Annotated in this window: 13 protein-coding genes; 3 read left to right on the top strand and 10 right to left on the bottom strand. The window is 53.3% G+C overall.

Annotation, left to right across the window (positions count from 1 at the left end):
* Positions 1-2 precede the first annotated feature (2 nt).
* The 7 genes from QN359_RS05975 to QN359_RS05945 all read right to left on the bottom strand — a co-directional run bounded on the left by QN359_RS05975 (position 3) and on the right by QN359_RS05945 (position 8,211).
* Positions 3-695: an amino acid ABC transporter permease gene (locus QN359_RS05975; protein ID WP_322250706.1), complete on the bottom strand. Its 693-nt coding sequence runs from the start codon at positions 693-695 to the stop codon at positions 3-5.
* 2 nt (positions 696-697) lie between these two features.
* Positions 698-1,450, bottom strand: coding sequence for an amino acid ABC transporter permease (locus QN359_RS05970; RefSeq protein WP_322250705.1), 753 nt, complete (start codon positions 1,448-1,450; stop codon positions 698-700).
* Between the two features lie 172 nt (positions 1,451-1,622).
* Positions 1,623-2,570, bottom strand: a complete 948-nt coding sequence (locus QN359_RS05965) for an amino acid ABC transporter substrate-binding protein (protein WP_322250704.1) — start codon at positions 2,568-2,570, stop codon at positions 1,623-1,625.
* Between the two features lie 191 nt (positions 2,571-2,761).
* Positions 2,762-3,658, bottom strand: a complete 897-nt coding sequence (locus QN359_RS05960) for an amino acid ABC transporter substrate-binding protein (protein WP_322250703.1) — start codon at positions 3,656-3,658, stop codon at positions 2,762-2,764.
* A gap of 263 nt (positions 3,659-3,921) precedes the next feature.
* Entirely contained in the window at positions 3,922-5,208 is a 1,287-nt protein-coding gene (locus QN359_RS05955; RefSeq protein WP_322250702.1) for a Glu/Leu/Phe/Val dehydrogenase, read from the bottom strand.
* Between the two features lie 201 nt (positions 5,209-5,409).
* The gene (locus QN359_RS05950; RefSeq protein WP_322250701.1) at positions 5,410-6,369 is read right to left on the bottom strand and encodes a LysR family transcriptional regulator; all 960 of its coding nucleotides are present in this window, start codon (positions 6,367-6,369) and stop codon (positions 5,410-5,412) included.
* Positions 6,370-8,211 (bottom strand): ABC transporter ATP-binding protein/permease, encoded by a 1,842-nt coding sequence (locus QN359_RS05945; protein ID WP_322250700.1) that lies wholly within the window; start codon positions 8,209-8,211, stop codon positions 6,370-6,372.
* A 111-nt stretch (positions 8,212-8,322) separates the two neighbouring features.
* On the opposite strand from QN359_RS05945, the gene QN359_RS05940 reads away from it, so the two are divergent.
* On the top strand, positions 8,323-8,742 hold the full coding sequence (locus QN359_RS05940; RefSeq protein ID WP_322250699.1) for an acyl-CoA thioesterase: 420 nt from the start codon (positions 8,323-8,325) through the stop codon (positions 8,740-8,742).
* A 1-nt stretch (position 8,743) separates the two neighbouring features.
* Positions 8,744-10,324, top strand: a complete 1,581-nt coding sequence (locus QN359_RS05935) for an alkaline phosphatase D family protein (RefSeq protein WP_322250698.1) — start codon at positions 8,744-8,746, stop codon at positions 10,322-10,324.
* Between the two features lie 68 nt (positions 10,325-10,392).
* On the opposite strand, the gene QN359_RS05930 is transcribed toward QN359_RS05935, so the two are convergent.
* The 3 genes from QN359_RS05930 to QN359_RS05920 form a co-directional block, all read right to left on the bottom strand.
* Positions 10,393-12,072 carry a long-chain-fatty-acid--CoA ligase gene (locus QN359_RS05930; protein WP_323493211.1) on the bottom strand — a complete coding sequence of 560 codons (1,680 nt, stop codon included), beginning with the start codon at positions 12,070-12,072 and terminating at the stop codon, positions 10,393-10,395.
* Positions 12,073-12,262: 190 nt separating this feature from the next.
* A complete protein-coding gene (locus QN359_RS05925) occupies positions 12,263-14,353 on the bottom strand; it encodes a molybdopterin oxidoreductase family protein (protein WP_322250695.1) in 2,091 nt (696 codons plus the stop codon).
* Between the two features lie 44 nt (positions 14,354-14,397).
* Positions 14,398-15,309, bottom strand: a complete 912-nt coding sequence (locus QN359_RS05920) for an NAD(P)-dependent oxidoreductase (protein ID WP_322250694.1) — start codon at positions 15,307-15,309, stop codon at positions 14,398-14,400.
* 114 nt (positions 15,310-15,423) lie between these two features.
* Here QN359_RS05920 and QN359_RS05915 point away from each other — a divergent pair, with 114 nt between their 5' ends.
* Positions 15,424-15,957 carry an acyloxyacyl hydrolase gene (locus tag QN359_RS05915; RefSeq protein ID WP_322250693.1) on the top strand — a complete coding sequence of 178 codons (534 nt, stop codon included), beginning with the start codon at positions 15,424-15,426 and terminating at the stop codon, positions 15,955-15,957.
* The last annotated feature ends 98 nt before the right edge of the window (positions 15,958-16,055 follow it).

Genomic DNA, 16,055 nt, shown 5'->3' with positions numbered 1-16,055 from the left:
ATCTAGCGAATGATCGCTACCTTTTGCTGTAATTTTTTCACCAGGCTCGACAAGCCGAAACACATGATGAAATACACCACGGCCACAAACGAATACATCTCCACCAAACGGCCATCGCGTTGTGCCACTTTCGAGGCGGCGCCGACGAAGTCGGTAATCGATAACACATACACCAGCGAGACGTCTTGGAACAGCACGATGGTTTGGGTGAATAAAATCGGAATCATATTCCGGAACGCCTGAGGCAAAACAATATGCCCCATGGTTTGCCAGTAATTCATGCCCATCGCATAACCAGCCCAAATTTGTCCACGCGGAATCGACTGTATCCCGGAGCGCATAATTTCGCAGTAATACGCAGCTTCAAACATGACGAAAGTAATCAGGCAAGAAGAGAAGGCACCCACCTGCATCGGTTCATTCGAACCGGTGACCCAAGCACCAAGATACGGCACCAGAAAGTAGAACCAAAAAATCACCAACACCAGCGGAACGGAACGCATGATATTGACATAGGTGGTCGCAAAACCGGCCACCAGTTTATTGCTGGACAAACGCATCATCGCCAGAAACGTCCCGAGTACCGTACCACCGAGCATCGCCATCAAAGTCAGCTTGAGCGTAAACGTCATGCCGGTGGCAAACAAATAGACCCAGGAACGCTGGATCACATCAAAGTCAAAATTGGCAAACATGCTTATTGTCCTCCCGATTTGGCAGAACCAGAGGTAATGAAGCCAGGTACCGCCAGGAATTTTTCCAACAGATTCGCTGCGACAATGGCGATCACCGAAACGGCCAGATAGATCAAGGTCGCCGCAGTAAAGGCTTCAAAGACTTGAAATGAAAACTCTTGCATCGAGCGTGCGCTGGCCGTCAATTCCATCAAACCGATGGTCAAGGCGACCGAACTGTTTTTAATGATGGCCGCGACTTCATTCGTGAGCGAAGGAATGATGATGCGAAATGCCATAGGCAGCAACACATAGCGGTACGTCTGCGGCAAGCTCAAGCCGAGCGCCGTGCCAGCCATACGTTGGCCGCGTGGCAGGGCATTGATGCCGGTCGATACCTGCACCGCGACGCGAGCCGAGGTAAAAAAGCCCAGACTCAATACCGCCGTGATGAATGGGGCATTCGGCATGGACTTGAGCCAGTTGCCTATCTCAGTAGGCATCAGTTCAGGCATGACGAAATACCACAGGAACATTTGCACCAGCAAGGGTATATTGCGGAACAATTCCACATACGCATTGCCGATTCGTGCCGCCCATTTGTTGGGGCCCGTACGGATGGTACCGACGATGGAACCCAAGACCAAGGCGATGATCCAAGCCAAGGCGGCTGTTGCCAAGGTCCACAGCAAACCTGAAATCAGCGAATCAAAATAGCTGCCGCCGCCATCTGGCGCCGCCTCCCAAAATATGTTCCAGTTCCAATTGTAATTCATGTCTCTCCTCCCTTGATTGCCAGCATCATCACTCGCTCAGGCCAAACAAACTTACTGCCGTCAGCGCATACCATGCGCACGGCAGATTCAGATTGATGACATTTGCTTGCACCAAACAAAACGGGGAGCGAGCAAGGCCCCCCGTTGTGATGATCATTAACCGAAAACGGCTTTATTTTTTCTTTTTCAATACCGCTTGCTGTGCTTCAGGTACGGCAGCATACGCTGCTGGTTCACCGGAATCAGTTGGCTTGGCGACTACGGCCTTGAAATTATCAGACATTGGCCAGTTCATGGAAATGCCTTTAGGCGGAATCGGTTGCAAGAACCATTTCGCATAGATGCGGTTGATGTCGCCCGAAGTCAACACATTGCTGATCGCTGTATCGACAGCTTTCTTGAAAGCAGGATCATCTTTGCGCAGCATGATGCCGTATGGTTCAACCGACAAAGCTTCTTTGCTGATTTCGTAATCGCTTGGCGCCTTGGAATTGGCAGCCAAGGAAGCGAGCAAAATATCATCCATCACGAAAGCGACGGCACGACCGGTTTCTACCATCAGAAAGGCTTCCGCATGGTCTTTGGCTGGCAAAATAGTGATGCCCAAGTTTTGATCGGCATTCAACTGCGTTAATTGTTTCAGATTTGCGGTACCGGAAGTCGATACGACAGACTTGCCCTTCAAATCAGCCAAGGTCTTGATGTGCGCAGCTTTTTTCGACAAAATCCGGTTGGCTGTGACAAACGTGGTTGGAGCAAAAGCAACTTGCTTTTGGCGTTCAACGTTATTAGTCGTCGAACCGCATTCCAGATCGATGGTGCCATTGGCCATCAAAGGGATACGGGTGGCGGAAGTGACAGGGTTGAGCTTGACATTGAGTGAGCTCAAACCCAGTTGTTTTTGTACCGAAGTGACGATTTTCATGCACAAATCGATCGAATAACCTTCATACGATTGTTTGTCATCCAAATACGAAAAGGGAATCGAGGAATCGCGTACGCCCAGCGTAATGATGCCAGTTTCTTTAATTTTCTTCAGTGTGCCTGTTTCTTGGGCAGAAGCGGTGCCGACCAACAAGCCCGCAGCCGCCATCAATGCCAAAACTTTTAACATTTTCATACTGTCTCCTCAAAGTAAAATCAGAATAGTTGATAACAATCAGTTTATCAAAGCACGCCAGTCACAAGCTTCTTTTTTTACCTGTTTTGATAAGTATTATCACGTACCAAAACAGCAAAGCCTAGACATCTTAATAATTTTACTGTGCTTGGAAAAGAAAATCGAGCGCCAAAAAGCCTCAAAATTACGCATCAGTCGGCAACTTTATCCGAAGGAAAGCGAATATTATCTCTCAGCAAAAAACCCATCGGCATCGCCAAATTAACGCCATTTGGCGGAATCGCTTTTTTAAACCATTTATCATACAGACGCGTGAGCTCGCCGTCATTCATCATGCGCGCCATTTCGCGATCGAGCAAATCCTTGAACGCCGCATCCTCTTTATGCACGACGATGCCATACGGTTCGGTCGACAGCGCATCGCCGACGATGACAAATTTGTCGGGATGACTGCTGTTGGCACGAAAACCATATAGCAACACATCATCCATGGTAAACGCATCGGCCGAAAACTTCTCTACCATGCCAAACGATTCGGCATGATCATTGCCTTCCAATAAGCGCAGGTTCAAGCCGCGCGCCTTATCTCTGTCATTGAGCAACTTGACCGTGGTAGTGCCCTTGGTCGTCACGACTTTCTTATCTTTGAGATCGGTCCAGTTCTTGATGCCGGCATCACTGCGCACGATCATGCGCGTCGCGGCGAAAAAATGGGGGATGATGAAACTGACTTGCTTACGCCGTTCTGCGTTATTCGTCGTCGAGCCGCACTCCATATCGGCATGGCCTTCGGCAATCATGGCAATCCGGGTACTCGGTGTGACCGAAACGTAATTGACTTTCAAGCCCGGCGACTTCAATTCCTTTTTAATTGCGTCGACAAATTTCAGGCAGACATCGATCGAGTAACCCATCGGTACTTTACCCGTCGTCAAATACGAAAACGGTACCGACGATTCGCGATACGCAATCGTCACGGTTTGCGTCTCTTTGATGTGCGCGAGCGTGTCGGCCGCAGCAGTAAGCGGCAAAGCGGCCACCAACAAGTACAGCAAACCTGCCGCCCAGCATTTGTCCAGCATTCTCATACCACCTCCGTTTATCATGTCAACGATGGTAATGAAAAAATCCTTCTATACTCAAGAACTTTATTGCCACAAAGCATATTCAACGCACTTTTTTTAGCACTTGTTACAAATTAGTGTGGAAATAATGTTTATTCATCTAGCAAAAAAAACATATTTTCCTGTTTGTGCATACATTTTGCGCCAGTTATCCAGCCCGCTCAGCAAGCCGCCTCAATCGTCCTGAGCGCGGCCGAAACCAGGCTGGGCCTCGCAAAAAAACCGGATTAAGGATACAGACCGCGCACTTCACGCGCTTGCAACACGCGTGAGCAACCGATAATGAAAGCTGCCGTTCGCAAAGACACTTGCTTCTCTTCCGTCACTTGCCAAACTGCATTGAACGCTTCTGTCATGATGCGAGTGAGACGTTGATTGATCTCATCTTCAGTCCAGAAATAGCTGGAGAAATCCTGTACCCATTCGAAGTACGATACCGTCACACCACCGGCATTGGCGATCACATCGGGTACCACTAATACACCCTTGTCGCGCAAAATATCATCGGCTTGCGGGGTAGTCGGGCCGTTGGCACCTTCCAAAATAATCTTGGCACGTATCTGATTGGCATTGTCTGCCGTGATTTGCTGTTCAAGTGCGGCGGGAATCATGATGTCGCAATTGACGGCCCAGAATTCCTGATCCGGCAGCACCGCTTCGATGGCAGCGAAACCAGCCACACTGCCATGCGTAGCGACATGCTCGAGCAAGGCCGCTACATTCAAACCGTTGGAATGAAAAATCGTCCCGCCATGATCCTGCACCGCCACTACTTTGGCACCCGCTTCGGCAAACAAGCGTGCCGCAATCCCGCCGACATTGCCGAAACCTTGCACAGCAATTTTCGCACCGGTGATGGCCATACCACGCTTAGCCGCCGCTTCACAACCAACCACAAATACGCCGCGCCCGGTAGCTTCGCGCCGCCCCAAACTACCACCCAAAGAAATCGGCTTGCCGGTCACCACGCCGGTAGCGTTGCGCCCCTCATTCATCGAATACGTATCCATCATCCACGCCATGGTTTGCTCATTGGTGTTGACGTCGGGTGCAGGAATATCTTTGTCCGGGCCGATAATGATACCGATTTCGGAAGTATACCGGCGCGTCATGCGCATCAATTCGCCGCGTGACAAGGTCTTCGGATCCACGCGGATACCGCCTTTAGCACCACCGTATGGCACATTGACAGCCGAGTTTTTAATCGTCATCCAGGCCGACAAGGCCATCACTTCTGAGAGTGTCACATCTTGATGAAAGCGCACGCCACCCTTACCCGGACCGCGCGAAGTATTGTGCTGTACACGGTAGCCTTCGAAGTGGGCAATACTGCCATCATCACGCTCGATAGGCACATCGACGATCAAAATACGTTTCGGACGTTTGAGAGTTTCGACCCAGCGCGACAGCGAACCGAGATACGGCGTGACGCGGTCGATTTGCTCAAGATACACCGACCAAGGGCCGGTTTCGCTCGGGGTGAGGTAGGAGGGAATCTGATGCGGTGTGCTCATGTTGAATAGGCCTTCTGATAGGGGAAGTTCAAGAATGGTTTTTTCGGTCTAGCCGGATAGTTCCGGCACACCGAAAAGCCCACGCAGTGTAGTCTTCCGCTTCAAAAATCAGCCAATGCTTTGTTTGCATGAATCTATGCAATGAACGCATAGTTTCCGTTTCACACCATAAAAAGCAAAATAAAGTACCGCTATCAATCGCTATTTTCGATTTTTCTTCTGTACTTTTTTATCATCTCTTGACTGAACTTGCTCAAGATATTCCCACAAACGTGATACCACCGCCTTGCCCGGACGTTGCAAGGAGGGGCGTTCGCGGTACAAACGAATTTCCATCTCCAACTCCCAAGCACCACTCTCTTCATCGGCACGCGCCAACAGTTTTTGGCGTACTTCGCGAGTGACCGCCGAGGCCGGTAAAAATGCCACGCCGCGGCCTTCCAGCGCCATCATTTTCAAACCTTCCGCCATATCGGTTTCATAGCATTTTTCCAAATGCAAAGGAATTCGACCATCATTAAGCACCAAATCGACCATGCGCCCGAGGTAGGCATTATTCGCATAGGCCAAAAATGGCAAAGGTGCCTCGGCCGTTCCGGGCAAAACAAAATCGGGCTGTCCTTGCTTATTGCAACGGGTATAGGCGCGCAGCGCTTCGCGGCCCATGCTGATCATGTCGTACTGACTGGCATCGAGTAACAAGGGTTGGCGCGGATGGTGATAGCACAGCAACAAATCACAGCCGCCTTCAACCAGCGTCATGACGGCATCATGTACATTCAGCGCCAGCAGGCGGCTATGAATTTCGCCGAAGGCACTTTCCAGGCCGGTCAGCCAGCGTGGTACATAGGTCAGTGACAGCGTATGCGGCACGGCAAAATCGACCGTAGTCTGTGGGCTGGTGCGTTTACCGCGTAACAGCGCCCGCGCATTATTAATCTGCCCCAACATCGCCAGCGCCTGCTCGTAAAACACTTCACCGGCATGTGTCAAACGTGTCGGGTAGGAAGTCCTGTCGATCAAATCGCTGCCCAACCACGCTTCCAGCGATTGAATACGGCGCGAAAATGCCGGCTGCGTCACATGACGCAACTCCGCCGAACGGCTGAAACTATTGGTTTCAGCCAGCGAGACAAAATCTTCCAGCCACTTGGTTTCCATTTATATTTCCGCCAATGCGGCGACAGCGACTTCGCTCGCACCACTTTGTTGGCGCTCCCACATACGTGCATACGCGCCTTGCTGAGCCAGTAACAGCGCATGGGTGCCGCGCTCGATGATACGGCCTTGATCCATGACCAAAATCTGCTGTGCATCGACGATGGTCGAGAGCCGATGGGCAATCACCAAACTGGTGTGGCTGCGTGAAATCTCTTTTAATTGCGCCTGTATCATTTGCTCAGATTGCGAATCGAGCGCCGAGGTCGCTTCATCAAAAATCAAAATCGGCGGATTTTTCAGCAGCGTCCTGGCGATCGCCACCCTTTGTTTTTCACCGCCCGATAATTTCAAGCCGCGCTCACCCACCATAGCCTGGTAACCATCCGGCAGCGACTCGATGAAATCATGGATATACGCGGCCTTGGCCACGGCGATAATTTCTGCCTTGCTTGCACCCGGTTTGCCATAACCGATGTTGTATTCAATCGTATCGTTGAACAGAACTGTATCTTGCGGCACGATACCGATGGCAGCACGGACCGAGGCCTGGGTCAGCGCGCGCACATCTTGGCCAGCGATCGCAATCACGCCACTCTCGATATCATAAAAACGGAACAACAAACGCGACAGCGTCGACTTCCCGGAACCACTGTGGCCAACCACCGCCGTCGTCGTACCGGCGGCTATCGTGAAATTGATATCGAATAAAATCTGACGATTACTCTCATAACTGAAATTGACGTGTTCGAAACTGATCGAAGCATCGTGCTTGATACGCAGCGGCAGCGCTGTTTCACTGTCGGCAATATCCTGATTCTGCTCCAACAGAGAAAACAGTTTCTCCATATCGGCCATGCTCTGTTTGATCTCGCGGTACAACACACCGAGAAAATTCAGCGGCACATACAATTGCAGCATGAAAGAATTGACCAACACCAGATCACCCAGACTCATACTGCCATCGATCACACCGGCGGTAGCGCGCCACAATATCAACGTGACGGCCGTGGCGATGATCAGCGACTGCCCGGTATTGAGTAAAGACAGACTGGTCTGCGATTTAACGGCAGCCGCCTCAAAATTCTGCAAGCCTTGGTCATAGCGTTGCGCTTCGTATTCCTCATTGCCAAAATACTTTACCGTTTCATAATTGAGTAAGGAATCGATCGCTTTGGTATGCGCCTTGGAATCGAGCTCATTCATGGTGCGGCGAAAATGCGTGCGCCATTCGGTAACCGTAATCGTGAAAGCGATATACAAAAACAGCGCGCAAAAAGTAATGATGCCAAACCATTTATCATAATGCGTGCTCAAATAAATCAGCACCATGGTAATTTCCAACAAAGTCGGCACAATGCTGAACAAGGCATACGACACCAGCGACGACACCGCGCGCGTGCCGCGTTCAATGTCCCGCGTGACGCCACCGGTTTGACGATTGAGATGAAAGCGCAGCGACAGCGCATGCAAATGACGGAACACTTGTAAGGCAATCGTGCGTACCGCCCGCTGCGTCACCTTGGCGAAGACAAATTCGCGCAATTCCGTAAACATCGTCGTCGACAAGCGCAGCGCACCATAGGCCAACAACAGACCGACCGGCAGGACCAACTGCGCCGCCGGATGGCTGGGCGAAATCGTCATGTTGTCGACTAATTTTTTCAGCAATAAAGGCACGCTGACATTGGCCAGCTTGGCCGCGACCAAAAATGACAAAGCCAATAACACCCGCCATTTGTAGGCCCACAGATAAGGCAACAGGGTTTTGATGGTTGACCAGTCGCCGCGTGGCTGGTCGGCAGCGGGCAGGCTGCGGTTGCCGGTGTTTTCTCTGCGACGCATCGTAGGAGTCTTTTCTTGAAGTGGTTTATCATGAGGTACCGAATGGCGTGCCAATGAAACTGCATCATGCGCCACGCCGAACCAGATTGTAACGTTTTAAGGAAGCTCGCGATGTCTGATCTCATGCAAACTACTCTGCCGCCCCACATGCCTACCCTGCGGGTCATGCCTATGCCAGCCGATGCCAATATCCATGGCGACGTGTTCGGCGGCTGGATCATGTCCCAAGTCGACATCGCCGGAGCGATTCCGGCCGCCCGGCGCGCCAACGGCCGCGTCGCCACCATCGCGGTCAACTCTTTCCTGTTCAAACAACCGGTGTTTGTCGGCGACCTGCTGTCGTTCTATGCCGAAGTCGTCAAGGTCGGCAATACCTCGATCACCATTTCGGTCGAAGTGTATGCCGAACGTAACCGTCTGCAAGCCAGCACCGTCAAAGTCACCGAAGCCACTCTGACCTACGTCGCTACCGATGAAGAGCGCAAACCGCGCCAGATCCCACCGCTGAGCGCACTGGCGACGGTACGCTGAGATGGCGACGCGTCGGCGGTTCCTGCACCGTTCACTGAAACTGGCCGCCCTCGCTGCGCTGGCACGCGCGTTTCCCGGTCAGGCGGCCGAACGCTACAGCGGCGGTTATCCGTTTGCGCTCGGCGTAGCCTCGGGCTCACCACGCCCGGACAGCGTGGTGCTGTGGACCCGCCTGATCGCCGCGCCGCTGGCCGAACCAGTCTATGGCGATACCGTCTACAAAGTCCGCTGGGAAGTCGCGGATGAGCATACCTTCGCCAGCATCGTCGCACGCGGCGAGGCGTTTGCCCTGCCGGAGTTGGCGCACAGTGTGCACGTCGATGTCACCGGCTTACGCCCAGATCGCTGGTACTGGTATCGCTTTCTGCTCGGCGACGCCGTCAGCCCACCGGCACGCACCCGTACTGCACCGGCTGCCGACGCCGCCGTGGCTTTGTTACGCGTTGCGGTGGCCTCTTGTCAGCATTGGGAATACGGCGCCTATGCGGCACATCGCCACATCGCCGCTGCCGCACCCGATTTGGTCGCCTTCCTCGGGGACTACATCTACGAGTGGGGTCCCTACGACCTGCGCCACCCGAACAGCCCACGCCGACGCGACATCGAAAGCAGCAGCTTGGCCGGCTACCGCGCCCGCTATGCGCAATACAAAAGCGACCTGCAACTGCAAGCGGCGCACCACAGCGCACCATGGATTGTCACCTGGGATGATCACGAAGTGAGTAATGACTACGGTAATGACCGCGATGAACGGCTCGATCCTAACTTCATGCCACGGCGCGCCGCCGCCTATCAGGCCTTCTACGAACATATGCCGGTACGCCTGCAGCAAGCGACCGTCACGCCGGCCCAGTTTGCCCATATGCGCTTGTATGATCGCTACGATTGGGGTCGGCTGGCACGCTTGCATGTGCTCGACGACCGCCAATACCGTTCCTACCAAGCCTGTGCCAAACCCGGCCGTGGTGGTTCGAATTTCGTCAGCTACGGCGAATGCAATGAGCTGCGCGATCCCACTCGCACCCTGCTCGGCTACGAACAAGAACAATGGCTGGCGCGTGGTTTGGCAAAGTCGCCCGGTAAATGGAATATCCTCGCGCAGCAAACCCTGATGGCACAATGTAACTTAAGCCCGCTTGGCGCTAATGCCGAAGCACGCTTTTGGACTGATGGCTGGGACGGCTATCCAGCCGGACGCACTCGCTTGCTCGATGACTTACAGCGCTACCAAGTGAATAATCCGGTCGTCCTTTCCGGCGACGTGCATACGTTTTATGCCGCCCATCTGAAACGAGACTTCAACGCCCGCGCCAGCGCAAGCAATCCCCGCATCGCCACTGAATTTTGCGGCACCTCGATCACCTCGAATTCGCGTCCGCAAGAAATTACTGATCAGATCGTGCTAGCCAACCCCCATCTGAAATATGGTCGCAGCGACAAACGTGGTTACATGCTGTTGGAAATTACCGAGAAAAAAATGCTCAGCCATTTCCTCGCACTCGATGACGTCGCCAATCCGGAATCCGGCATCGCTACGCTCAAGAGTTTCACCGTCGAAGATGGCCGCCCCGGCTTGGCGTGAACGGCAGCACTGACGAAAAACAAAAAAGGAAGGCCGCAGCCTTCCTTTTTTTTCCACTCAGCCGGCGCTTAAGCTGATTTTTTTTCGTCGCGCAATTCACGCCGCAAAATCTTACCGACATTCGTCTTCGGCAATTCCAGACGGAATTCAATGTACTTCGGTTTTTTGTAAGCGGTGAATTGCTCTTTGCAATAGTCCATCAACTGATCCACCGTCAAAGTCGGATCCCGGCGCACCACGAACAATTTGACCGCCTCGCCCGAATTGGCATCCGGTACGCCGATGCAAGCACACTCAAGCACGCCCGGATGCATGGCGACCACGCCCTCGATTTCATTCGGATAGACATTAAAGCCGGAAACCAAAATCATATCTTTCTTACGATCGACGATCGTGGTGTAACCGCGAAAATCCATAATACCGATGTCACCAGTCTTGAAAAAACCATCAGCCGTCATGGCTTGGGCGGTCTCTTCCGGACGGTTCCAATAACCGGCCATCACTTGCGGGCCACGAATCGCAATTTCACCGGCATGCCCAAGTGGTACCGAATTACCGTCATCATCCAAAATCATGATATCGGTCGATGGGACCGGCATGCCTATGGTGCCGGAAAATTCTTTGGTATTCGCCGGGTTAGCCGTAGCCACCGGTGAGGTTTCCGACAAACCGTAACCTTCAGCAATCGCGCAACCAGTGACCTTGAGCCATCTGTCGGCCACCGCTTTTTGCACTGCCATACCGCCGCCACTGCAAATTTCATAACCAGAAAAATCGAGCTTGGCGAATTCGGGATTATTGAGCAAGCCGTTATACAGCGTATTCACGGCGGGGAAAATATTAACCCTATAGTTTTGCAATTCTTTGATAAACCCAGGGATATCGCGCGGATTAGGAATGAGCAAATTCATCGCACCGATGCGCGTGCCGAGCAAACTGCATACCGTCAAGGCGAAGATATGATAAAGCGGCAAGGCGCAGACGATCACCTTGGCTTCATCTTCATGACCAGACATAGCTGGTGAGAGCCATGCATCATTTTGCAAAACATTGGCCACCACGTTGCGGTGCGTGAGCGTCGCACCTTTCGAGACACCGGTGGTACCGCCGGTGTACTGTAAAAACGCCACATCATCATGCTTGATAATGACTGGTTTCAACTTCATGCCCGCAGCTTGCGACAACACTTGCTTGAAACGCAGTGCTCCTGGCAGCGAAAATGCCGGCACCATTTTTTTTACATTGCGCACAACGAAATTGACCAGCATGCCTTTGAGGCCGCCTAACATATCGCCCATGCTCGCCACCACGATATGCTTGATCGCGGTTTTTGCCAACACATGCTCGAGCGTGATGGCGAAATTTTCCAAAATAAAAATCGCCTCCGCGCCAGAATCTTTCAATTGATGTTCAAGTTCCCGTGGCGTATACAGCGGATTCACATTCACCACGGCATAACCGGCGCGCAGTACCGCCGCCATCACCACCGGATATTGCAAGACATTCGGCATCATGATCGCCACCCGCGCACCCTGCGACAAGCCGCGGCTCTGCAGCCAAGCACCGACTTGTTGCGACAAGCGGTCGAGTTCAGCATACGTCAGAACTGCCCCCATGCAGGCATAAGCATTACGCGGAGCAAATTTTTTGAATGCTTCGTCGAGCATCTGTACCAGCGATTCATAGCGGGTCACATCGATTTCTGCAGGAATCCCTTCGGGATAGGATTTAAGCCAAAACTTGTCCATATACGTCCTCGTCTCTGATTGTTATGTCGTCGTAAATTTTTTTCGCCTCGATATTGTTGCTCACAAGCGAATAAAAAGCATGATCGTTCTTTTTAATCTGTGTACTGCGCCGTCATTGATGCTAGCGACAATGAGGGCACATGGCAAGCGGTTTAGCTGCAAATTGAAACTGTTCTCTAGTAAACGAGCCTCAAGGCAATTCGTTCAGGCGTTCTACTTGCACCAGCACATCATAAAACGTCGGTCCCTTACCCATATCAGTCAAGCCTTGGCTCACCACTTCATTGGCATTTTTATGGTCGCTGGCGAGCTTCTTCCACCATATCGACAAGGCCACCACCAAGCCGGCACGTGCCTTGTCGGTCACCCGCGCACGCGCGACGAAACTGCCACGATCATTGAAAATTCTCAGCATATCGCCATCAGCGATGGCGCGTGCAGTGGCGTCATCGGGATGCATATCGAGATGCGGCTCGCCTTCGGTATCGCGTAAACTCTTGACATTGACGAAGGTCGAATTAAGAAAATTACGCGCCGGCGGCGAAATCATCGCCAAAGGATAATGCTGCGCCAACTGTGGCGCGCTGGCCACCGACTCATGCGGCGCAGTATAGCCGGGCAAAGGGTCAAAACCATCACGCGCCATCGTCGCACTATAAAATTCACACTTACCAGATGGCGTGGTAAACCCACCCTCGGCAAACGGCGCCGCTTTCACGCGTAGTTTTTGCCAACCGGTTTTTTTCAAGGAAGCCCAGTCGAAATGAATCGCGCGTTCATCCTTGTTATTAAAGGCCCGACTGGCCATCTCATCATCGCTCTCAGAAAAACACGGCTCGGTATAACCCATCGCCTGCGCTAGCAAGCGAAAAATTTCACTGTTAGGCTTGGCTTCACCGAGCGGCGCAATCGCCGCATTGTTCGCCATCATATACAAGTGACCATAAGTGCTGTGAATATCGGTGTGTTCAAGCTGCGTGGTGGCCGGCAGCAGCAGATCGGCATAGTCGGCAGTATCGGTTTGGAAATGTTCAAGCACTACCGTAAATAAGTCTTCACGCGCAAAACCTTGCATCACCTTGCCCGATTCCGGCGCGATCGCTACCGGATTGGAGTTATACACAAACAAGGCTTCAATTTGCGGGCCAAACTCGGCCGAACTCGGGCGCAGCAAATCGTCTCCGATGGTACTCATGTTAATGGTCCGACGCGGCAACTCAGCCGGAAACAAATCGGGACGCTGCAAATACGCGGTATTACGCGGAAAACTATCGGACAGCGATAATTGCACGCCGCCGGCAGCGTGCCGCCAAGCCCCGGTCAAGGCTGGCAGACAAGCGATATTCCGTACCGCCATGCCACCACCATGCACGCGTTGTATGCCGTAATTCATACGTATCAGACTAGGCTCACCGCGCTGACCAGCCTGACCATAGGCGCGTGCCAAACCAATCACTTCTGCTGCAGTAATACCGCACACCGCCGCCACACGTTCGGGATCCCACTCGGCCACACGCTGTTTGAGCTCGGCAAAGCCCAAGGTATGCGCAGCGATATAGGCATGGTCAAGCAAATCTTCGGCACACAGCACATGCATCATGCCCAGCGCCAGCGCCGCATCGGTACCGGGTAAGAGTGCGATATGCTGATGACACTTCTCGGCCGTCAACGAGCGATAGGGATCGATACAAATCAATTGCGCGCCCTCTCGCTTGGCTTCCTGCACCCGCATCCACAAATGCAGATTCGAGGCGATAGGATTGCCACCCCAGATGATGATCAAGCGAGCATTCTGCACCTGTTCGGTATCGGTACCGACGCGCGCGCCCAGGGTGTACTTGTAACCGACACCGCCGGCGGTAGCGCAAATGGTACGATCGAGAAACGACGCGCCGATACGATGAAAAAACCGCTGCGCCATGCCATCACCCTGCAACAAGCCCATGGTTCCAGCATAACTGTAAGGCAGGATCGCCAATGGCCGCTCGGCCGCCAGCGGTGCGAGCCGCGCCGCGATAGTACTCAGCGCCTCTTCCCAACTGATGCGGACAAACTGGCCGGCGCCTTTTTTTCCTACCCGTTTTTGCGGATACAACAGTCGTTCCGGATGGTAGGTACGCTCGGTATAGCGCGACACCTTGGTACACAGCACCCCGGCCGTAGTCGGATGATCGGGATCGCCTTTAACGGCAACGGCCTTGCCATCTTCGACCGTCACCAACAAGGCACAGGTATCGGGGCAATCATGCGGACAAACCCCGCGAACTATGGTTGAACTCATGCTTATTCCTGGTGAAATGACAGAGCCATCGCGACGCACGCCGCTCATGGTAATTGATCGGGTAAAGATCCGAGGCGCAGCCCGGGATTGCGCTGTTCGAGTGCCAGCAGCGCGGCCGAATGATCGGCCTGCGGATAATCGGGCAGCAAGCCGGCATAGATCGCCGCCACCTGCTGGCTCAATGGCAGCGTCAGACCGACGGCAGCGGCGGCACTCAAGATATTCTCCATATCCTTGGCCTGGGTCTTGACCTGGCCACCGGGGATGAAGGCACGCTCGAGCATGCGCTGACCATGCACTTCCAAAATCCGGCTTTCGGCAAAACCGCCGCGTAAAGCTTGGCGTACCGCGACCGGATCAGCCCCGCCTGCTTGTGCCAACAATAAAGCCTCGGCGATGATATTAATTGTGCCACCGACTATGAGCTGGTTACACAACTTCGCCAATTGCCCGGTACCGGCCGCACCAACATGGGTGGCCCGCCCGAGTACGTCAAACAGCGGCGCAACCGCATTAAAATCGGCCACTGAACCACCCGCCATGATCGCCAACGTACCTGCTTGGGCACCGATCACGCCGCCGGAAACCGGCGCATCAATGAAGCCGACCGCGCGCGCGGCGAGCATGGCATGGCATTGCCGTGCTTCATCCGGTCGGGTCGAGCTCATGTCGATGACGATCGCGCCGGCGCGCAGCGCTGGAGCGATCTGCTGCACCACTTCAAGTACCACCGGACCGGCATCGAGCATGGTGATCACCACATCGGCCTGAGCCACCGCCGTAGCAGCGTCGAGCGCCAATTCTGCCCCATACTCTTGGAGTGCAGCCGCTTTGGCCGGACTCCGGTTCCAAACCGATAAGCGATAACCGGCAGCGAGCAAAGTTTGCGCCATCGGCTTACCCATCAAACCGATGCCAAGAAAGGCAATGTGAATTGTGTCGCGAGTTGGTGACATTGGTCAGTAAAAGAAAAAATTAAACAGATGCCATTGTAGAGCAGGATGATCAGCGAGGTCGAATCATGCTACCCTAGTATTTTTTTATTTCAGCAAATTTGCACAATGAAAACGATGAATCGAAAAGCTTTGTTGGCCGCCCTCGGCCTGTTGTTGAGCACGACCAGCGCCTACGCGCTTGACTCGGTTTCCGGCGAATTCGCCAGCGGAAATCGTTCGCAATTCGTGCGCGCCGGCGCACAGTGGAACTGGGATAAAGCCTGGTTCCAATCCAATGGCACCCATCTCGGCGGCTATTGGGATGTCACGCTTACTCAATGGCGCAACAATGCCTATCAAGGCGTCAGCGGTGCCACGCAAAACATCACCGACATCGGTATCACGCCGGTCTTCCGTCTACAAAATGATAATAAAAAGGGCTGGTATGGCGAAGCCGGTATCGGCGCGCATTTATTTTCCCATGTCTACAGCAATAACAACCGTCAATTTTCGACCGCCTTCCAATTCGGCGACCACATCGGTGTCGGCTATGTGCTCAACAGTGGTTGGGATATCGGTCTGAAGATACAACATTTCTCGAATGGCGCAATCAAACACCCGAACCCGGGCGCGAATCTGGCTGTCATCAAAGTCGGACGCAGCTTCTAATCTCCGGCGCCAACAACTTAGTGGATCGTCGCAAGCGACGATGGAAAAGACTCTGGAAGGGGTTTGCATCCCCTCCCATCGCGTCGCTCCTTCGTCGC

It is taken from the genome of Undibacterium sp. 5I2 (assembly GCF_035019605.1).
Lineage (GTDB): Bacteria > Pseudomonadota > Gammaproteobacteria > Burkholderiales > Burkholderiaceae_D > Undibacterium.
This window is presented reverse-complemented; position numbering and strand designations above follow the sequence as displayed.